The 19,722-nt window shown below is 66.7% G+C and carries 18 protein-coding genes; 5 read left to right on the top strand and 13 right to left on the bottom strand.

Annotated features, from left to right (window positions below):
- Positions 1-3: 3 nt before the first annotated feature.
- The 3 genes from HPC46_RS05175 to HPC46_RS05185 all read right to left on the bottom strand — a co-directional run bounded on the left by HPC46_RS05175 (position 4) and on the right by HPC46_RS05185 (position 3,078).
- Positions 4-636 (bottom strand): TetR/AcrR family transcriptional regulator, encoded by a 633-nt coding sequence (locus HPC46_RS05175; protein ID WP_179467485.1) that lies wholly within the window; start codon positions 634-636, stop codon positions 4-6.
- Between the two features lie 65 nt (positions 637-701).
- Positions 702-2,240, bottom strand: coding sequence for an aldehyde dehydrogenase family protein (locus HPC46_RS05180; protein WP_179467487.1), 1,539 nt, complete (start codon positions 2,238-2,240; stop codon positions 702-704).
- Between the two features lie 55 nt (positions 2,241-2,295).
- Positions 2,296-3,078 (bottom strand): SOS response-associated peptidase, encoded by a 783-nt coding sequence (locus HPC46_RS05185; RefSeq protein ID WP_179467489.1) that lies wholly within the window; start codon positions 3,076-3,078, stop codon positions 2,296-2,298.
- A 76-nt stretch (positions 3,079-3,154) separates the two neighbouring features.
- Between HPC46_RS05185 and aroA the strand changes: the two genes are divergently transcribed.
- Genes aroA through HPC46_RS05200 form a run of 3 tightly spaced genes read left to right on the top strand, consistent with a single transcriptional unit; the run spans position 3,155 to position 6,316 of the window.
- Complete coding sequence (gene aroA, locus HPC46_RS05190; RefSeq protein WP_179467491.1) at positions 3,155-4,441, top strand: 3-phosphoshikimate 1-carboxyvinyltransferase; 1,287 nt, start codon at positions 3,155-3,157, stop codon at positions 4,439-4,441.
- Positions 4,438-5,427: a ribosome small subunit-dependent GTPase A gene (gene rsgA / locus HPC46_RS05195; RefSeq protein ID WP_179467493.1), complete on the top strand. Its 990-nt coding sequence runs from the start codon at positions 4,438-4,440 to the stop codon at positions 5,425-5,427. The genes aroA and rsgA overlap by 4 nt, the downstream gene beginning before the upstream one ends.
- A gap of 40 nt (positions 5,428-5,467) precedes the next feature.
- Positions 5,468-6,316 carry an aldo/keto reductase gene (locus HPC46_RS05200; RefSeq protein WP_179467496.1) on the top strand — a complete coding sequence of 283 codons (849 nt, stop codon included), beginning with the start codon at positions 5,468-5,470 and terminating at the stop codon, positions 6,314-6,316.
- A 1-nt stretch (position 6,317) separates the two neighbouring features.
- Here the strand turns inward: HPC46_RS05200 and HPC46_RS05205 are convergent, their stop codons facing one another.
- The 7 genes from HPC46_RS05205 to HPC46_RS05235 form a co-directional block, all read right to left on the bottom strand.
- The gene (locus HPC46_RS05205) at positions 6,318-7,064 is read right to left on the bottom strand and encodes an HAD family hydrolase (RefSeq protein WP_233716233.1); all 747 of its coding nucleotides are present in this window, start codon (positions 7,062-7,064) and stop codon (positions 6,318-6,320) included.
- A 22-nt stretch (positions 7,065-7,086) separates the two neighbouring features.
- Positions 7,087-8,007 (bottom strand): phosphotransferase, encoded by a 921-nt coding sequence (locus tag HPC46_RS05210; protein ID WP_179467498.1) that lies wholly within the window; start codon positions 8,005-8,007, stop codon positions 7,087-7,089.
- A gap of 411 nt (positions 8,008-8,418) precedes the next feature.
- Positions 8,419-9,654, bottom strand: coding sequence for a fatty acid desaturase family protein (locus HPC46_RS05215; protein ID WP_179467500.1), 1,236 nt, complete (start codon positions 9,652-9,654; stop codon positions 8,419-8,421).
- A 70-nt stretch (positions 9,655-9,724) separates the two neighbouring features.
- On the bottom strand, positions 9,725-10,873 hold the full coding sequence (locus HPC46_RS05220) for a ferredoxin reductase (RefSeq protein ID WP_179467502.1): 1,149 nt from the start codon (positions 10,871-10,873) through the stop codon (positions 9,725-9,727).
- Positions 10,874-10,934: 61 nt separating this feature from the next.
- Positions 10,935-11,447 carry a DUF6912 family protein gene (locus HPC46_RS05225; RefSeq protein ID WP_179467504.1) on the bottom strand — a complete coding sequence of 171 codons (513 nt, stop codon included), beginning with the start codon at positions 11,445-11,447 and terminating at the stop codon, positions 10,935-10,937.
- Between the two features lie 9 nt (positions 11,448-11,456).
- Positions 11,457-12,314, bottom strand: coding sequence for a polyphosphate kinase 2 (gene ppk2, locus HPC46_RS05230; RefSeq protein WP_179467506.1), 858 nt, complete (start codon positions 12,312-12,314; stop codon positions 11,457-11,459).
- A gap of 14 nt (positions 12,315-12,328) precedes the next feature.
- Positions 12,329-13,738, bottom strand: a complete 1,410-nt coding sequence (locus tag HPC46_RS05235; protein ID WP_179467508.1) for a WS/DGAT/MGAT family O-acyltransferase — start codon at positions 13,736-13,738, stop codon at positions 12,329-12,331.
- Positions 13,739-13,918: 180 nt separating this feature from the next.
- On the opposite strand from HPC46_RS05235, the gene HPC46_RS05240 reads away from it, so the two are divergent.
- Positions 13,919-14,380, top strand: coding sequence for an Rv3235 family protein (locus HPC46_RS05240; protein WP_179467510.1), 462 nt, complete (start codon positions 13,919-13,921; stop codon positions 14,378-14,380).
- Positions 14,381-14,385: 5 nt separating this feature from the next.
- On the opposite strand, the gene secA is transcribed toward HPC46_RS05240, so the two are convergent.
- The 3 genes from secA to HPC46_RS05255 all read right to left on the bottom strand — a co-directional run bounded on the left by secA (position 14,386) and on the right by HPC46_RS05255 (position 18,848).
- Positions 14,386-17,169, bottom strand: a complete 2,784-nt coding sequence (gene secA, locus HPC46_RS05245; RefSeq protein ID WP_179467512.1) for a preprotein translocase subunit SecA — start codon at positions 17,167-17,169, stop codon at positions 14,386-14,388.
- 75 nt (positions 17,170-17,244) lie between these two features.
- Positions 17,245-17,922 carry a ribosome hibernation-promoting factor, HPF/YfiA family gene (gene hpf, locus HPC46_RS05250; protein ID WP_179467514.1) on the bottom strand — a complete coding sequence of 226 codons (678 nt, stop codon included), beginning with the start codon at positions 17,920-17,922 and terminating at the stop codon, positions 17,245-17,247.
- Positions 17,923-18,218: 296 nt separating this feature from the next.
- On the bottom strand, positions 18,219-18,848 hold the full coding sequence (locus HPC46_RS05255; RefSeq protein WP_179467516.1) for a ComF family protein: 630 nt from the start codon (positions 18,846-18,848) through the stop codon (positions 18,219-18,221).
- A 51-nt stretch (positions 18,849-18,899) separates the two neighbouring features.
- Here HPC46_RS05255 and HPC46_RS05260 point away from each other — a divergent pair, with 51 nt between their 5' ends.
- Positions 18,900-19,721, top strand: coding sequence for an alpha/beta fold hydrolase (locus tag HPC46_RS05260; protein ID WP_179467518.1), 822 nt, complete (start codon positions 18,900-18,902; stop codon positions 19,719-19,721).
- Position 19,722: the final 1 nt, after the last annotated feature.

A 19,722-nucleotide genomic window follows, 5' to 3' on the forward strand; every position in this document is an offset into this window, starting at 1 on the left:
CGATCAGCGCTGTGCTTTGGACAGCATCGCGAACTGGTTCTCGACGAATCGCTGCAGCTCATCGTGCCCACGTGTGAGCCCAACAGCGTTCTCGTTGCCGACACTTCGGGCGATCTGGGCAACCAGCATGGAGATCACCACGGGCGGATAGGCTTCGAGGTCGACACCGTAAGACCGCAGCGACATCGTCACCGCCGCCGTCTCGATGTCACGCACCCGTTCGGCGAAGTTCCGCAACTCGGCACCGATCACCTTGCGGTGGTTCGCCAGGGCCATCAGTTCGGTGCTCATGACGGTCTGCCGGGGGTCGCTGTTGATCCGCCAGAGCGCACGTAACGGATCTTCCTCGGTGAGCACCTTCCGCAGCTGCTCCAGCGCGGCTTCGGCCCCGGACCGCAACACCGCGACGAAGAGGTCGTCCATCGTCGGGAAGTAGTAGTAGACGAGCGCCTGCTTCACGCCGGCCTTCGTCGCGACCCGACGTGACGTGGCCGCGGCATAGCCTTCGTCGTGCATGATCTGCGCCGCGGCCTCGATGAGCCGCTGGCGGGTCCCGCCGTCGTCGACCTTCGGGTTCGCGGTCGCGCGGCGAGGACCCGCCTTGCTCGTCCGGTCCTTACTCGCCGCGGTGGCCATACAGCACACTATCATCCTGATCGACTGACCAGGGCCGGTGAACGGGCGACCTACACCAGCTTCGCCTACTTCTTCGGGCGAATCCCGAAGCGCCGCACACCGTTTCCGGCGAAGGCACGCATCGCCGCCAGCGCGATCCGGCCCTGCCGCCGCGACGACGAGTACCACACCAGTTCGGATTTCTGAGTCGGGATCCGCGGGGCGGTGATCGCCTGCTGGCGGCAGAACTTGATCAGGCCACTCGCACCGCCGGCTCGGTAGCCGATACCGGAGTCCTTCCAGCCGCCCATCGGAAGCGACGGGCAGAACACGTTGGTCAGTGCGTCGTTGATGTTGACCGCGCCGCACTCCAGCCGGCGGGCGATCCGCTCGCCGCGTTCGAGGTCGCCGGTCCAAACCGTCGCCGACAGGCCGTATTTGGAGTCGTTGGCCAGCCGGATGGCTTCTTCCTCATCGGCGACCTTGACCACCGGCAGCGTCGGCCCGAAGGTCTCCTCGGCGATGCAGGACATCGTCGGGGTGACGTCGGCCAGCACCGTCGGCTGGAAGAACGTGCCGACCCCGGTGGGCTTTCCGCCCGCGAGCACCCGCGCCCCGGCCTCGACGGCCTCCTGGACGTGGCGGTCGACGATATCGCGCTGCGCCGCGGTGGCCATCGCGCCGGTGTCGTATTTGTAGCCCGAATCCTCTTGGCCCTGAGCGATATTGCGGACACTCTCGGTGAGCTTGCCGATGAACTCGTCGTAGACCGGAGCCTCGACGTAGACCCGCTCCACCGAGATGCACACCTGCCCCGAGTTGAACATCCCACCCCAGGCGATGCCGTTGGCGGCGCGGTCGATGTCGGCGTCGGCCAGCACGATCGCCGGGTCTTTGCCGCCGAGCTCGAGGCTGAACGGGGTCAACCGCTCGGCGCATGCGACCGCCACCTTGCGGCCGGTGGCCGTCGATCCGGTGAAGTGGACATAGTCGGAGTTCTCGATCACCGCCGCGCCGGTCGCGCCATACCCGGTGGCCAGCCCGAGCACCGGGGGCGCCCCGATCTCGGTCCAGCCGCGTGCGAACTCGACGGCCGAAAGCGGCGTCACCTCAGATGGTTTCAGCAATACCGCGGCGCCGGCCGCCAGCGCAGGCACCACGTCGAGCGCCAGCATCGCCAGCGGGAAGTTCCACGGCTCGATGATTCCGACCAGTGGATAGGGGCGGTACACGGTGGTCAGTTTCTTGACCTGGTAGATCAGCGTGTGCGGCTTGGGGTGCGCGTCGGCGAGGAACACCTCGGCGTTGCCGGCCCAGTACTTGATGGAGTCGGCCAGCGCCACCGGTTCGAGGCTGGCGTCACCGTGCGACTTCCCGCTTTCCGACATCAACACCTCGGTGAGGTGGTCGGCGTTGTCGAGGATCCAGTCCTGCCACTTGTACATCCAGACCTTGCGCCCACGCGGGCCGATGGACTCCCATTCGGTCTGGAACAGCCGCAGCTCTCTGGCCTTGGCGGCGACGGCGTCCGGGCCCTCGACCGGGACGGTGCCGACGACCCGGCCGTCGGCGGGGTTGTGGACGGTGATGGTGGCCTGATCGGCCTTCGGCTCGACCGCGGTCATGGCGGTTCCTCTCGCTGATCGGATCTCGCCTGTGAGCCTAACCTCAGCCGAGCCGCTAGAACAGGCCAACCGGTTGGTTGTGCGGATCGACGGGCTCGATGAGCTCCGGTCCGTTGTTGCGGACGGCGTTGACCAGGGTGGAGACCTCGCGCACATCGATACCGGCGATATCCGGCGGCGTGCTCAGCATCCCGGCATCGGCGGGCTGGTCGGGGTCCAGCCAGCGGTCCCAATCGCGCTCGGCGACGATCAGCGGCATGCGGTCGTGGATCTCGGCAAGCTCCCCCACCGCGTCAGTGGTGATGATCGTGCAGGTCAGCAGTGGGACAGTGTCGTCAGTCGCGTTCCCTGGTCTCCAGACCGACCACAGCCCGGCCATGAACAGCGGCTCGTCATCGGCGCGGTGCAGGTAGAACGGCGTCTTGCGGGCCTTCTTGCCGGCCGGGGTGTCCGGGTTGGGCTTCCACTCGTAGTAGCCGTCCATCGGGACCAGGCAGCGCTTGCTCTTGGCCGACGCCCGAAACGCCGGCGAGCTGGTGATCTTCTCGGCGCGCGCGTTGATCAGCAAGGGGCCCTTGGTCTCCGGTGTGCCGTCGGCGGTCGCCTTCACCCACGGTGGCACCAAGCCCCAGCGCATCAGCCGGACCCGCCTGGTCGGGGTGTCCGGAGAAGATGAAGTCTCGGAGTGTCGACATACCACCGTGGCGATCGTGGCCGTCGGGGCGACGTTGTAGTTGGGCCCCCTGGCCTCCTTGGCCGCCTCGGTAGCCTCGTCGATGGCCTGGATCTTTTCGGCGAGCAGGGCCGGGTCGGTGGTCACCGCGAATCGTCCGCACATGACTCCATGGTGACGCAAGGTTCGATAGGCGGCCTCTGCCGAGGCCGACCGCGCGGACAAGGCAGGATGTATAGCCGTGAGCACCGAGCTGTGGGCAGCACCGTCGACCTCGTCACCCGTGCACGCCCGCGTGACGGTGCCCGGCTCGAAATCGCAGACCAACCGCACCCTGGTGCTCGCGGCCCTGGCCGCCGCCCAGGGCCAGGGCGACTCCACGATCAGCGGCGCGTTGCGCAGCCGCGACACCGATCTGATGATCGGGGCCCTGCAGACACTCGGCATCGAGGTCACCGGCGAGGGCGCCGAGCTGGTGGTCGGCGGAGCGCTGTCGCCTGCGCCGCGGGCGCGTATCGACTGCGGGCTCGCCGGCACCGTGCTGCGGTTCGTTCCGCCGCTGGCGGCGCTGAGCACTGCGGTCGTCGAGTTCGACGGTGACGAGCAGGCCAGAGCACGGCCGATCGCTCCCCTGCTCGACGCGCTGCGCGGGCTGGGGGTCGACATCGACGGCACCGGGCTGCCGTTCGGAGTGCACGGCCGAGGCGCGGTCAAGGGTGGCACGGTCGAGATCGATGCCTCCGGCTCTTCGCAGTTCGTCTCGGGCCTGTTGCTGTCCGGCGCTGCGTTCACCGAAGGCCTGACGGTCGAACACACCGGCACGTCGGTGCCGTCGGCACCGCACATCGCGATGACGGTGGCGATGCTGCGCGAGGCCGGGGTCGACGTCGACGACGGCGGCGCCAACCAGTGGCGGGTGAAACCGGGACCGATCTCGGCTCGGCACTGGGACGTCGAGCCCGACCTGTCCAATTCGGTGCCGTTCCTGGCCGCGGCGGTGGTGACCGGCGGCACGGTGGGGATCACCGGCTGGCCGTCGGTCAGCGTGCAACCCGACGACGCGATCCTCGGCATCCTGAAACTTCTCGGATCGACTGTGCACCAAACCGATTCGGACCTCGAGGTGCAGGGTCGGCAGTCCTACCCCGGTTTTGACGTCGACCTGCACGACGTCGGCGAGCTGGCCCCGGCGGTCGCGGCGCTGGCCGCGCTGGCCGAACCGGGCTCGGTGTCGCGACTGACCGGCATCGCGCATCTTCGTGGCCACGAGACCGACCGGCTGGCCGCGCTACGCGCCGAAATCACCGGCCTGGGCGGTGATTGCACCGAAACCGACGACGGCCTGGTGATCACCGCAACCGCACTGCACCCCGGCACCTGGCATTCCTACGCCGACCACCGGATGGCGATGGCGGGTGCGATCGTCGGGCTGCGGGTGCCCGGTGTCGAGGTCGAGGACATCGGCACCACCGCCAAGACGCTGCCGGACTTCCCGGCACTGTGGACCGAGATGGTGGGCCGCGGTTGAGCCCACGCGAGTACGACGAGTCCGACGTCAAGATCCGGTCGGGCCGTGGCTCGCGGCCCCGCACCAAGACCCGTCCCGAACACGCCGACGCGGTGTCGGCCATGGTGGTCACCGTCGACCGCGGCCGGTGGGGCTGTGTCATTCAGGGCGATCCGGACCGGCAGGTCACCGCGATGCGCGCCCGTGAACTGGGCCGCACGCCGATCGTGGTGGGCGACCATGTCGACGTCGTCGGGGACCTGTCCGGGCGGCCCGACACCCTGGCCCGGATCGTGCGCCGACGTGAACGGCGAACGGTGTTGCGCCGCACGGCCGATGACACCGATCCCACCGAACGCGTGGTCGTCGCCAATGCCGACCAGTTGCTCATGGTGATTGCCCTGGCCGACCCGCCGCCGCGAACCGGACTGGTCGACCGGGCACTGATCGCGGCCTACGCCGGCGGGATCCGGCCGATTCTGTGCCTGACGAAGACCGACCTCGCGCCGGCCGGGCCGTTCGCCGAGAACTTCGCCGATCTGGAGCTCACCATCCTGACCGCCGGCCGGGGCGACCCGATCGACGAGGTGCAGCGGCTGCTCACCGGGAAAGTCACCGTGCTGCTCGGCCATTCCGGGGTCGGTAAATCGACACTGGTGAATCGACTTGTGCCGCATGCAGACCGCGCCACCGGCGAGGTGTCGGGGGTGGGCAAGGGCAAGCACACGTCGACCCAGTCGGTGGCGCTGCCGCTGCCGGGCGGCGGGTGGGTGGTCGACACCCCGGGCATCCGATCGTTCGGCCTGGCCCACATCGAGCCCGACGACGTGCTGCGGTCGTTTTCGGATCTGGCTGACGTCATCGCCGACTGCCCCCGGGGATGCGGTCACATGGGACCACCGGCGGACCCGGAATGCGCGCTCGACGCGCTGAGCGGCGCAGCCGCGCGACGCGTTGCCGCAGCCCGGCGGCTGCTGGCCGCGTTGTCAGAAGGCGCAGCGTATTGATAATTGTTTGCAACACCAATCGAGAGGGCACGCCGCACACATGAGCACCATTCCGAGCTTGACACTGAACGACGGCACTTCGATCCCCCAACTCGGGTTCGGCGTCTTCCAGATCCCGCCCGACGAGACGGCGGCCGCGGTGCGCACCGCGCTGGAGATCGGCTACCGGCACATCGACACCGCCGAGATGTACCAGAACGAAAAGGGGGTCGGCGAGGGCATCCGGGATGCCGGGATCGACCGCGGCGAGGTGTACATCACCAGCAAGCTGAACAACGGATTCCACAAACCCGACGACGCGCGCCGCGCCTTCGACGCGACGATCGAGGCACTGGGCTTCGACTACGTCGACCTCTTCTTGATTCACTGGCCACTGCCGGGGCTCTACGACGGCGACTTCGTCTCCACATGGAAGACGTTGGAGGACTTCAAGAAAGACGGCCGTGCCCGCAGCATCGGGGTGTCCAACTTCCAGATCCATCACCTCGAGCAGCTCGCGCGCGACACCGAGACGGTGCCCGCCGTCAACCAGATCGAGGTGCATCCCTACTTCGCCAACGACGTGTTGCGCGAGTACGGCACCGACCACAGCATCCTCACCGAGGCGTGGTCCCCGATCGCTCAGGGCGCGGTGCTCGGCGACCCGGTGATCGGCGCGATCGCCGAACGCCTCGGCAAGAGCCCGGCTCAGGTCACGCTGCGCTGGCACATCGAGCGCGGCGACATCGTCTTCCCCAAATCCGTTACCACCGAACGGATCAAGGAGAACCTCGAGATCTTCGACTTCGAGCTGAGCGACGACGACATCGACGCCATCACCGCCCTCGACAAGGGCGAGGCGGGACGCCGGGGCCCCAACCCCGACGACTTCAACTGGATCCCGGACTAATTCAGCGTCCGACAATCGCAAGCAGATCGCGGAAGTCGTTGATCCGGAAGTCGGGCTCGCAGTCTTGGTGGTGCTTGGTGCCCTGATCGGAGTCGTACATCACGGTGCGCATACCCGCCTCGCGGGCACCGAAGATGTCACGATGCATGTCGTTGCCGACGTAAAGCGCCTTCTCCGGCGGCACCCCCATCCCGTCGAGAGCGAACTGAAACAACCGCCGGTCGGGCTTGCGGAATCCGTGATCGCCGGAGACGACGACCGGGTTGAAGAAGTCGGTCAACCCGACCTTGTGCAATTCTCCGCGGGCGTAACTGCTCTGGCCATCGCTGACGATCGCCAGCGGGAAGTGCTCACGCAGCACCCGCAGCGTGGAACGCACATGTGGGTAGAGCTTCAGCTTTCGCCTGGTGACCCCGCGATAGATCTCGGCCAGCGTCAGCGGCAGTTCGGCGAGCCGCTGCGGCGACAGGGTTCGGGTGTAGTCGCTGGCGAATTCGTCGACGATCGACCTCCAGATCCCGGGGCCGTCGAACTCGGGATGCGCCTCGCGACTGTGGCGTTGCTGGTTCTTGAGACGCTGGAAGTACAGATCGCGGATTTGGTTCCGGCGCAGGTCGATTCCCTGGTAGGTCAGGAAATGGCCTACCGCGCGAAACGCGTCCTCACGATTGTCGTCGGTGCGAATGTGGATCAGCGTGCCGTTCACGTCGAAGGCGATGGCGGCGACTTCCATGGTGATGCGCGGCATCCTAACGTCGAGCGGACTGTAGCTACGAGGCGTGCAGAAGCCGCTTAGCCTTGCGGACAAGCCTCTCGCCGTATTCCTGTGAAATGTAGTCGTTGCGAGCGATTCTGAGCAGGTTCAGGGCCATGTAGTACGGCAGCCGTGCGGTGATCGAGTCGAATGCCTGCCGCCGGTCCGGGAAGTGGCAGCTGTACTCCCAGAGGAAGTGGCCGAGGAAGGGCTCGGCCCGCTTGCTCGATCCGGTGCCGAGCATGAATGCGTGCTGCAACTCCCCGGCGACCCGCCCGACGTCGAACATCCGGTCGCCCCGCCGCATCCGTTCGAGGTCGATCGCGGCGACATCGAGCCCGTGGCCGAACAAGAAGTTGGCTGGCGTCGCGTCGCCGTGTAGCCAGACCTGCCGGTCCTGCCACATCGCCGGACGCTCACGCCACAGCGCCTGAAGCCACAACAGTTCATCGACATCCCACTGGCCGATTCGCTGGATCCGATACAGCTTGCTCACCAGCTCACCGAAATAGTGGCAGTCGTCGTCGAAGTCCACCGTCTTGCCGTTCGCAGTCCGATTATGTTGGGTAGCAAGGAAATATCCGAGCGCCTTCAACCGCCAGAACAGATGCGCGCTGTCATTGCGCTGAATACAGCGGGTGATCGCCTGACTGAACTCCTCGCCGGGATAGAACTCGAGCGCGATCACGCCATTGATGTCGGGGTCCACACCCAGGGGACGGATCACGTGGTGTGGCGAGCCGACCAGGTCGTAGCCGCGCAGCCGCTGCAGGCTGTCGAACTCCCGGTAGGCCATACCGCTGGCACGATCCGATCCGTACCGTGCGCCGTAGAACTTGCAGATGATCCTGGCCCGAGTTCGCTTCTCCTCGTAGGCATACACCTCGTTACTGCCACGCAGCCGGAAAGCCCGAAACGCCGGCGATGAGGTGTGCACGCCGAGGTGGTCCCGGCAGATGCCGCCGAGAAAACCATGCAGCCGGTCGTCACGACGGACGTAGCCGACATACTTTCCGATAACAGCGCCTCCCCGATGCCAGCGGCGGAGGGCACTGTTCGCCGAACGGTCACCAATCGTTCACACGATAGCGGTGACGCCCGGAATCGGCCTGTTGAGCTGGTCAGTCCCGGCCGGCGAACTTGGACAGATACAGCCAGGTCGGCCGATAGCCGTGACGTTCGTACAGCCGCACGGCATCTCGGCTGCCGAGCAGCCGCCACGGCGAGCTCACGCGATAGCGTTCCGAGTCATTAGTTCGTTCGCAGTGGTCCCGACCGCCGAGCGTGCGGGTTATCGTTGAGGATCGACGGACGATTCCCGGGGTTGGCGAATAAATGACCCAGGACGCTACGCGGCTTTGGCCGCGCGCTTCACACGACGCTTGGCCCGCACGGCCGCGATGGCCGACTTGAGCCCCCGCCGCTGATCATCACCCAGCTCGGCGAACATCCGCTCGCTGCGAGTCTCGGGTGCGTCGTCGGCGGTATCGCGCAGGTACTTGTCCGGCAGCGACAGCTTGGCGATCGTGCGCCAGGTCTTGGCGTACTGCACCAGGAACGGCCCGGTGGTGTAGGGCAGGTCGTACTTGTCGCAGACCTGGCGCACCCGCACCGAGATCTCGGCCAGCCGATTGCTCGGCAGATCGGGATACAGGTGGTGCTCGATCTGGTAGGACAGGTTGCCGGTCATGAAGTCCAAGGCTCGGCTGCCCTCGATGTTGGCGCTGCCCAGCATCTGGCGCAGGTACCACTGGCCCTTGCTCTCACCCACCATGTCGGTCTTGGTGAATTTCTCTGCGCCATCGGGGAAGTGGCCGCAGAAGATCACCGCGTTGGCCCACACGTTGCGGATCACGTTGGCCACGGCGTTGGCAGTGGCCGTCGAACGGTAGGTGGCGCCCGGGGACAACGACGTCAGCGCCGGGTAGGCGACGTAATCCTTGAGGAGTTGCCGGCCGGCCTTGACACCGAACTCGCGTACCCGGATCAGGGTGGCCTTGCGGTCGTCGCGGCCCCGCCAGATCTTGCCGAGCTCCAGGTGCTGCAGGCCGACGCCCCATTCGAAGCCGATTGCCAGCAGGGTGTTGAACAGTAGGTTGCCGTACAGGTTGAACGGCTTCCAGCGTTGATCGCGGGTGACCCGGATGACGCCGTAGCCGACATCGTCGTCCATGCCCAGGATGTTGGTGTACTTGTGGTGCATGAAGTTGTGGGTGAACCGCCAGTGCTTGGACGACCCGCTCATGTCCCACTCCCACGTCGAGGAGTGAATCTCGGGATCGTTCATCCAATCCCACTGGCCGTGCATGACGTTGTGGCCGATCTCCATGTTCTCGATGATCTTGGCCACGCCCAGCGTCACGGTGCCCGCCCACCAGGCAGATCGTTTGGAGCTGGCGGTCAGGATCAGCCGTCCGGCGATCTCCAGCCCCCGCTGGGCGGCGATGGTGCGGCGGATATAGCGCGCATCGCGCTCGCCCCGGGAATCCTCGATGTCCTGGCGGATGGAGTCGAGCTCGACCGCCAGGCTTTCAATGTCCGCGTCGGTCAGATGCGCAAACGCGTCAATGTCGGTAATAGCCATAAGTCACGCCTCCCTTCTCATGCCTACGCTACCGTAACCTACGTACCCGTAGGTTACTAGCCAGTAAACCTCAGACATCGACGACGCAGTCACCCGATGCCGCCGAAACGCACGTTTGGATCCGGGTACCCGGTTCGTGCTCGGCGCCGGTGCGCAGGTCGCGGACGTGGCCGTCGACCAGGGGCACCACACAGGACTGGCAGATGCCCATCCGGCAGCCGAACGGCATCCGCACTCCGGCCTGCTCCCCGGCCTCCATCAGCGACGTCGCGGCATCGGCTGCCACGGTCTTGCCGCTGCGACCGAATGTCACCGTTCCGCCCTGCCCGTGCGTGGCCGCCCGCGATGCCGCGAACCGCTCCAGGTGCAATTGCTCGCCGATCCCGGCCGCCTGCCACACCTTCTCGGCCTCGGCGAGCATCCCCTCCGGGCCACAGGCCCAGGTCTGGCGCTGCCGCCAATCTCCGACCACGTCATCGAGCTGCCGCAGATCCAGTCGCCCCTGCGCGCGGGTGGCCCGCACGGTCAGCCGGTAGCTGTCGTGTTCGCGCGCCAGCCCGGCGAGCTCAGCGGCGAACATGACATCGGATTCGGTTGGGGCGGAATGGATGTGGACGATATCGCCGATCTGGTCGCGACGTTCCAGCGTCCGCAACATAGACATCACGGGGGTGATGCCCGAGCCGCCGGTCAAGAACAGCACCGACGCCGGCGCCGGATCGGGCATGACGAAGTTGCCCTGCGGCGCGGCCAGCCGCACGATCGTGCCCGGTGTGACTCCGCCGACCAGGTGGGTGGACAAGAACCCCTCGGGCATCGCCTTGACCGTGATCGTGATCGTCCGCGAGCGGCCGAACCCGTCGCGGTGCGGGCTCGACGTCAGCGAGTACGACCGCCATCGCCAGCGCCCGTCGACCAGCAGACCGATGCCGATGTACTGGCCGGGCTGGTAGTCGAAGGTGAAGCCCCAGCCGGGCTTGATCACCAGCGTCGCCGAATCCTCGGTCTCGCGGCGGACCTCGAGCACCCGTCCGCGCAGTTCCCGGGCCGACCACAACGGGTTGGCGAGCTTCAGGTAATCGTCAGGGAGCAACGGCGTGGTGATCCGCCCGACCAGGGCCCGAACCGCGTCGATCGCGGGGTTGCGGCCCTCACCGGCCACCGTCGGCCGAACCGTGTCGACCACATTGGCACTGATCTTGACCTGGCTCTTCGCCATCACGAACCTCCTACCGCCTCGAACCTACGGTACCGTAACTTACGGTCCCGTATCCAGGCGTTCAGAGCAAATCGAGCAGGAACGGCAGCTCCTGGGTGGCGTACCAGGCCAGCGCGTGGTCCTGAGCGTCGCCCACGATGAACTCCGCGTCCTCGTCCCCCAGGTCGGCCTCATCGACGACGGCGATCGCGGCCCGCACCGCGGGTTCGGCGTCGGCATTGTCGACGTAGGCGGCAACCACCTGATTGCGGTTCACCCGGCCGCTGACCCGCACCACCGCGTCGTCCAGATCGGGCCGGGCGGTCGCCTCCGCGTCGGCGATGACGACCACGCGACGCAATGGCAGCTCCTGGGAAGATGGGCCGGCCTGTCCCGTCTCGGCGGCCAGCAATCGCATTGACGCCAGCGCGGCCTCGCCGATGGCTACCTCGGCAAGCTCCTCGTCGTCGCCCTCGGCGTAGGACTCCCGCAGGGTCGGCGTGACGGCGAACGCGGTTCCGCTCAACGGCTGAAAAGAATCGTCGGCGACCAGCTGCTGAAGCATGGCCAACGTGGCCGGAATGTAGACCCGCACTACGGCAGATTAACTGCCCTTGCCGCCGTCCCCGAGCAGGGTGGAGACGTGATCATCGACATAGGTCGCCAGCTCCCGTGCGGGCCGTTCGTAGTCGCCCATCGGCGGACGTTTGGGCAACTCGACCTTGGGGTGCCGAACCTGCTCATAGTCGATGCTCTTCAGCAGGTGGGACATCATGTTGAGCCGCGCGTGCTTCTTGTTGTCCGACTCGACGACGAACCAGGGACTGTTGGGGGTGTCGGTGCGCGCCATCATCTGGTCCTTCGCGCGCGAATAGTCCTCCCAGCGGTACACCGACTCCAGGTCCATCGGGCTGAGCTTCCAACGCCGAAGCGGGTCTTTGCGGCGGGACTTGAATCGGCGAAGCTGCTCGTCGTCGGAGACCGAGAACCAGTACTTCCGCACGATGATCCCGTCGTCGATGAGCATCTGCTCGAAGATCGGGCACTGCCGCAAGAACAGCTCGTGCTCGTCGGGTGTGCAGAAGCCCATCACCACTTCGACCCCGGCGCGGTTGTACCAGGACCGGTCGAACAGCACGATCTCACCGCGGGCCGGCAGGTGCTCGACGTAGCGCTGGAAATACCACTGCCCGCGTTCGCGTTCGGTGGGCGCGGGCAGCGCGGCGATGCGGGCGATGCGGGGGCTGAGGTACTCGGTGATGCGTTTGATCGTGCCGCCCTTGCCGGCCGCATCGCGGCCCTCGAACACGACGACGACCCGAGCGCCGGTGGCCTTCACCCACTCTTGCAGCGACACCAATTCCGTTTGTAGCCGGAACAATTCAGCTTCGTAAACGTCTTTGGGGATCTTGCGATTGACTCTCGCAACCGACTTGTCGCCGTTGGATTTAGCCTTGCCCATCGCCGAATACTAGGCTACTGAGCAGCTTCGAGCAGTTCCTCGAGCGATTCGGCCAGCAGCGTCGGCAACACGTCGACATCACTCATCGCGTCGCGGTCGGCGTTGATGCCGAAATACAGCATCCCGCAATACGATGTGACGCCGATGGCCAGCACCTGGTTGTGCAGCAGTGGCGGCACCGCGAACGTCTCCAGCACCTTGGCCCCGGCCAGGTACATCTGCGATTGCGGCCCGGGCACGTTGGTGATCAACAGGTTGAACTGGCGCGCGTTGAACTGCGTAGCGACCCGGGTGCCCATCGCGTGCAGCGTCGGCGGCGCGAAACCGGACAGCGTGACGATCGTGCGGGCATCCACCAGACTGGCCGCGGCCGAATGCGATTCGGTGGCGTGGGCGATCTGGGACAGCCGCACCACCGCGTTGCCCTCGCCCACCGGCAGGTCGACAAGGAACGGCGCGACCTCGCTGATGGCCTGCCCCGGGCCCGACGTCTCGAGCACCGCCTCGGGGTACACCGACGTCGGTGCCATCGCCCGCACCGTGGAGCTCGTGGTGACCGGCTCGCCGCGCGAGAGCAGCCAGTTGCGCAGGGCGCCGGCGATCACGGCCAGCACCACGTCGTTCACGTCGCACTCGTAGCGCGAGCGCACCAGCCGGTAGTCCGCCAGTGAGCCGGTGGCCACGGTGAATCGGCGGTTGCGCGAGACCTTGGTGTTCAGCGGGCTGTTGGGCGCGGTGCCGCGCGCGACGGTCCGGGCGACGTCGGTGAGCCGCCTGGCGAGATCGACCACTTCACCGCTGTTGCGGGCGAGCTCGCCGATAGCCGAAGTGACCGCCTGCATCTGCACCCGCGGCCGGGCCAGCCACTCCCCGACCGCGCTGATCAGGAGTTCGTTGTTGGTGGGCTCGCGACCCGGGATCCAGATGTCCTCACCAAAGGTCGGCGGCTTCTGGGTGCGGTCGGCGATGACGTGACCGACCTCCAGTGCCGTCATCCCGTTGACGAGAGCTTGGTGAGACTTGGTGTAGATGGCGAGGCGGTTCTTGGCCAGGCCCTCGATGAGGTACATCTCCCACAGCGGGCGGGAGCGGTCCAGCGGGCGAGACCCCAGCCGTGCGATGAGTTCGTGCAGCTGCGCGTCGCTTCCCGGCGACGGCAGCGCCGAACGCCGGACGTGATAGGTGATGTCGAAGTCGGGGTCGTCGACCCACACCGGGCGCGCCAGGCCGAGGGTGACCTCGCGGACCTTCTGGCGGTAGCGCGGGATCTGCGGCAGCCGGCGTTCGACGGTCTCCAACAGGGATTCGTAGCTGAGGCCGGAGCGGGGCTTGCGCAGGATCGACAGTGAGCCGACGTACATCGGGGTCGAGGTGTTCTCCAGGTGGTAGAACGACGCGTCTGATGCTGACAACCGGGTCACCATCGTCGCGACATTCCCCTCATCGGCTACTCCCCCGCCCCTTGTTTCTCGACACGGTAACCGGCTGTCGCGGGTCGCCGCATTGCGGGTGCATACCCCGCTGCGGCGAGTGTGCCATCATGTCGCCATCGGCTTGCCCCTCTCCGGCCGCCGGCCCTACCGCCCGATCACCGGAGAGTGCCCATGTCCTGCGTCGTCCCCGTCGTCGACTACGAGCCGCCCGTCCTGCACTCCGCCCCCGAACGGGTCCGTCCGCTGCGTCCGCGCGCCGGCGCGGTGCCGCGCAGGCCCACACCGGCCCCGGCCCCGGCTGCTCCGCTCCGCGCCGCCGCCGGGTTCGCCGACGCCGCACTGCGCCGGGTGCTGGAGGTCATCGACCGGCGTCGGTCACTGGCGCAGCTGAAGCCGCTACTTGCAGCCGGGTTGGTCGACTCGCTACTGCCCGCGATCGCGCGCCAGGAGGGCCGCGGCGCGGCACAGCTGCGCCGGTTGCGGGTTCAACCGGTCGGGACCACCGGTTCAGCCGCGGAAGTGGCGGCCGCCTACAGCCGAGACGGCCGCACCCATGCCATCGCCTGCCGGGTCGAACAGGTGCCGACTGCGGCCGGGGTTCGCTGGCAGGTGGTCGCGCTGCACATCGGTTGAGGCGCCTAACCCCGGCGCAGCGACCGGCCTTCCTTGGCCTGCTTACGAGCAGCCTCGCGACGTTCCTTGCGCGTGGTGCCCTCCGTGGGTGCCGCGCGCTTGGCGCCGCCGTTGCGCTGCAGCTCGGCCGACCCGTCTTCGGCGGGCCCGGAGTAGGTCAGCTGACGCGAGTCCTCGTCGTCGATTCCCTTGGCGTGCAACGCCGCCGGAGCGGGTTCCTGCTGCCGGGCAGCCAGGTCGGCCAACCCCTGCGGGGTATCGACAGGGGCCACCGCGGGCGCTGGCGCCGCCTCCACCTGAACATTGAACAGGAAGCCGACCGACTCCTCCTTGAGTCCGTCGAGCATGCCGACGAACATGTCGTAGCCCTCGCGCTGGTACTCGACCAGCGGGTCGCGCTGCGCCATGGCCCGCAGACCGATGCCTTCCTTGAGGTAGTCCATCTCGTAGAGGTGCTCGCGCCACTTGCGGTCGATGACGTTGAGCAGCACGTTGCGCTCCAGCTGGCGCATGGCGCCCTCGCCGGCCATCGCGGTGATCTCCGCTTCCCGTGCGGCATAAGCCTTTTCGGCGTCCTGGACCAGCGCGTCGAGCAGTTCCTCGCGGGTCAGCTCACCGGCCTCGCCGACGGCGTCGGTGTCCACCAGGTCGTGATGGTCGATGCCCACCGGGTAGAGCTGCCGCAGCGCGGTCCACAGCTGCTCGAGATCCCAGTCTTCGGCGTAACCCTCGGATGTGGCGCCGTTGACGTAGGCGGTGATGACGTCGACGAGCATGTCGTGGGCCTGCTCGGCCAGGTTCTCGCCCTCGAGAATCCGGCGGCGCTCCTCGTAGATGACCTTGCGCTGCTGGTTCATCACCTCGTCGTACTTGAGGACGTTCTTGCGGATCTCGAAGTTCTGCTGCTCGACCTGGGTCTGCGCGCTCTTGATCGCGCGGGTGACCATCTTGGCCTCGATCGGCACATCGTCGGGCAGGTTGAGCCGGGTCAACAGGCTCTCCAGCGTGGCCCCGTTGAAGCGCCGCATGAGCTCGTCACCCAGCGACAGGTAGAAGCGGGACTCGCCGGGATCGCCCTGGCGACCGGAACGCCCGCGCAGCTGGTTGTCGATACGGCGCGACTCGTGCCGCTCGGTGCCCAACACGTACAGACCACCGACCTCGATGACGTGCTCGGCCTCCTCGGCGGCTTGCGCCTTGACCTTGGGCAGCTCCTCCTGCCAGGCGGCCTCGTACTCGTCGGGGGTCTCGACCGGATCCAGGCCCCGCTCACGCAGACGTTGGTCCACCAGGAAGTCGACGTTGCCGCCGAGCACGACGTCGGTACCGCGGCCGGCCATGTTGGTGGCCACCGTGATGGCCCCGCGCCGCCCGGCCTCGGCGATGATGCCGGCCTCCTGCTCGTGGAACTTCGCATTGAGCACGTTGTGCGGCACGCGGCGCTTAGTGAACTGACGCGACAGGTACTCGGAGCGCTCGACGCTGGTGGTGCCGATCAGGACCGGCTGGCCCTTCTCGTAGCGCTCGGTGACATCGTCGACGACGGCGATGTACTTGGCTTCCTCGGTCTTGTAGATCAGGTCGGTCTGGTCCTTACGGACCATCGGCCGGTTCGTCGGGATCGGGACCACACCGAGTTTGTAGATCTCGTGCAGCTCGGCGGCCTCGGTCTCGGCGGTGCCGGTCATGCCGGCGAGCTTGTCGTAGAGCCGGAAGTAGTTCTGCAGCGTGATCGTGGCCAGGGTCTGGTTCTCGGCCTTGATCTCGACGTTCTCTTTGGCCTCGATGGCCTGGTGCATGCCCTCGTTGTAGCGCCGGCCGATCAGCACGCGGCCGGTGAACTCGTCCACGATCAGCACTTCGCCGTTGCGGACGATGTACTCCTTGTCTCGCTCGAACAGCTCCTTGGCCTTGAGCGAGTTGTTGAGGTAGCTGACCAGCGGCGAGTTGGCGGCCTCGTAGAGGTTGTCGATGCCGAGCTGGTCCTCGACGAACTCGACACCCAGCTCGTGCACGCCGATGGTGCGCTTCTTGATGTCGACCTCGTAATGGGTGTCTTTCTTCATCAACGGGGCCAGCCGGGCGAACTCGGAATACCAGTGCGAGGCGCCGTCGGCCGGGCCGGAGATGATCAACGGAGTGCGGGCCTCGTCGATGAGGATCGAGTCGACCTCGTCGACGATGGCGTAGTTGTGGCCGCGCTGCACCATCTCCTCGACCGAGTGCGCCATGTTGTCGCGCAGGTAGTCGAAGCCGAACTCGTTGTTGGTGCCGTAGGTGATGTCCGAGTGATACGCCGCCCGACGTTCATCAGGGGTCAGGCCCGAGAGGATCACGCCGACCTCGAGTCCGAGGAAGCGGTGCACGCGGCCCATCCACTCGCTGTCGCGCTTGGCCAGGTAGTCGTTGACGGTGACGACGTGGACGCCGTCACCGGACAGCGCGTTGAGGTAGGCGGGAAGCACACAGGTCAGGGTCTTGCCCTCACCGGTCTTCATCTCCGCGACGTTGCCGAAGTGCAGGGCGGCGCCGCCCATCACCTGGACGTCGAAGTGGCGCTGCGAGAGCACCCGCCAGGCGGCCTCACGTGCGACGGCGAAAGCCTCGGGCAACAGGTCATCGAGGCTTTCGCCGTCAGCGACGCGCTTCTTGAACTCGTCGGTCTTGGCCCGCAGCTCGCCGTCGGAGAGCTTCTCTACGTCGTCGGACAAGGTGTTGACATAGTCAGCCACCCCCTTGAGGCGCTTGACCATGCGACCTTCACCAAGGCGCAGCAACTTAGAGAGCACATCTTCCCCTGTGGATTGGAGGCTTAAGCGTTCTCCATCCTAGGTGACGCGCTGGTCGGGCTCGGGCATCGGCAATCAGCTCAGGCGGATCAACCCGTAGTCGTAGGCGTGCCGGCGATAGACGACGCAGGGCCGATCGGTCTCCTTGTCCTGGAACAGGAAGAAGTCATGGCCGACGAGCTCCATTTCGTAAAGCGCGTCGTCCACGGTCATCGGCTTGGCCGGGTGCTCCTTGGTACGCACGATGCGGCCTGGTTCGTGATCGTCGAGCGGTGCCTCCTGGACTGCGGGCTGCTCGGGCGCGAAGGCCGCGGCCGCATCGATCAGCGGCGTCGCGGAGGTGGCCTCGTGCAGTGACACCGGCGTCTTGTCGCCGTAGTGGACCTTGCGTCGGTCCTTGGTGCGCCGCAGCCGATTCTCGAGTTTGTGAACGGCGGCCTCGAAGGCGCCGTAGAAGCTGTCGGCGCAGGCTTCGCCACGGACGACCGGCCCGCGCCCCCGCGCGGTGATCTCTACGTGCTGACAGTTCTTGCGTTGGCGACGGTTGCGTTCATGCTCGAGCTCGACGTCGAAGCGGTAGATCGACCGGTCGAACCGTTCGAGGCGAGCGAGTTTCTGCGCGACATAGACGCGGTAGTGATCGGGAATCTCGACATTGCGGCCGCACACCTGCACTTCGGCGTTGGCGTCGGCTTCGGCAAGGTCGTCTTCATCGGCGAGTAATTGACCGGTGTTCACGGATTCGATTGACATGCTTGACAACTCGTTTCTGTTACGGGTTGCACGCACTCTGGCGTGCCGGCCTGTCTTCGGTAGCTGCGCCGACAGGTTTGGCACGAGATTTCACCCGCCGGCGCCAGGGGTCGAGAAACCTCACCTCCTACCGCTATCGGCGAAGTGGCGGGCCTGTGGGTCTAGGCCGCCCCCGTGATGAGTTCACGGTGTGTTGGCTCCGAAGGTAGTCGTTGTTCACGCCCCGGTGCCACCTTTTTGCGCACCTGTTTTCAGTTCTTTCGGCCTCTGTTACATGGACCGGTGGCCCAACCTGGTCAAGCCTGCGCAAGTGTTAGAAGAGCCCTAACTTTTGCGCCAGTTTTCTGCAGCACTCGGATCGCTTCGCGGGCTGTAGCACCGGTGGTGACGATGTCGTCGACGAGCAGGATGTCGCCTGCGACGGATCGGGTGATCTTGATGCGGCCGGCCAGATTGCGTTCCCGGTCGGCGATGGTGAGGCCCACGGAATCGCGGACCAGGAGGCGGGTCCGCAGCGCTTGGATGACGGTGATCTCGGGGTGCTGTTGGGTGGCGTGCGTGGCGATGCGGGTGACCGGGTCACCGCCGCGCCGGCGGGCGGCCACAGCGCGGGTCGGGGCCGGGACGACGGTGAACGGGGTGTCGAGGATGCCCCAGCCGGCGAGTTGGTGGATGCCCAGAGCCAGTGCACGGGCCAGCGGGGCGACGAGGTCGCGGCGACCGTGTTCCTTGACCGCGACGATGGCCGACCGGCGCGGGCCGGCGTAGCGGCCCAGGGCGAACACGGGCACGCCCGGGTCGATACGTGGGGTCACGAGGTGGGGTTCGTCGGAGTGGACCGTCAATGCTGCGGCGCAGGTGTCGCACCACCGGGTTGAGGGCGCGCCGCACCCTCCGCATTCGAGCGGAAGGATGAGGTCGAGCATGGCTCGAGTGTGGCCGCTTCCGGCGATGTGGCGGGAGTACTGTCCACAGGGGTGGCTGGGACGACGGGATTCGCCGAGGCGAACGGGCTGACGTTCGCCTATATCGAGGAGGGCTCCGGCCCGCTGGTCTTATTGCTTCACGGCTTCCCGGACACAGCGCACACGTGGGACGACCTGCGTCCCCGGATCGCCGATCGCGGCTATCGTGCCGTCTCGCCGTTCATGCGCGGATACCACCCGACGGCGGTGCCGGGCGCGGATCCTTCCCAAGAGACGCTCGCGCGGGATGCGCTGGCGTTGATCGCTGCGCTGGGGGCTGCTGACGCGGTCGTGATCGGGCACGACTGGGGTGCGGCGGCGGCGTACGGCGCGGCGGGGCTCGGACCGGAGCGGGTTTCCAAGCTGATCACTCTTGCCATCCCGCATCCTGCGACGTTGCTGCCGTCTCCGCGAAAGCTCTGGGGTGCTCGTCATTTCGTGACGTACAAGCTGCCGGGAGCCGCGGAACGCTTCGCCCGCAACGACTTCGAGGCATTGCCCGCGATCTATCGGCGGTGGTCGCCGACGTGGCATCCGCCGGCTTCGGAGTTCGACGCAGTCCGGGAGTGCTTCGCGAGCCCGGGGAGCTTGGACGCGGCATTCGGCTACTACCGAAAGCTCTCCCCACTCCCGTCCGCGTCACTGAAGGCGACGATCACCGTGCCGACCGTGGTGTTCGCGGGGCTGGACGATCCGGTCGCCGGGCTGGCGGACTACCGTCGTGCCGCGCGGAAGTTCAAGGGCGAGTACCTCATCGAAGAAGTTCCTGGCGGGCACTTCATGCATCGCGAGCATCCGGACGTGTTCGCGGAGCGGGTGTTGAGTCATCTGTGAG

Origin of the sequence: Mycolicibacterium vinylchloridicum (assembly GCF_013404075.1) — a bacterium.
GTDB classification, from domain to species: domain Bacteria; phylum Actinomycetota; class Actinomycetes; order Mycobacteriales; family Mycobacteriaceae; genus Mycobacterium; species Mycobacterium vinylchloridicum.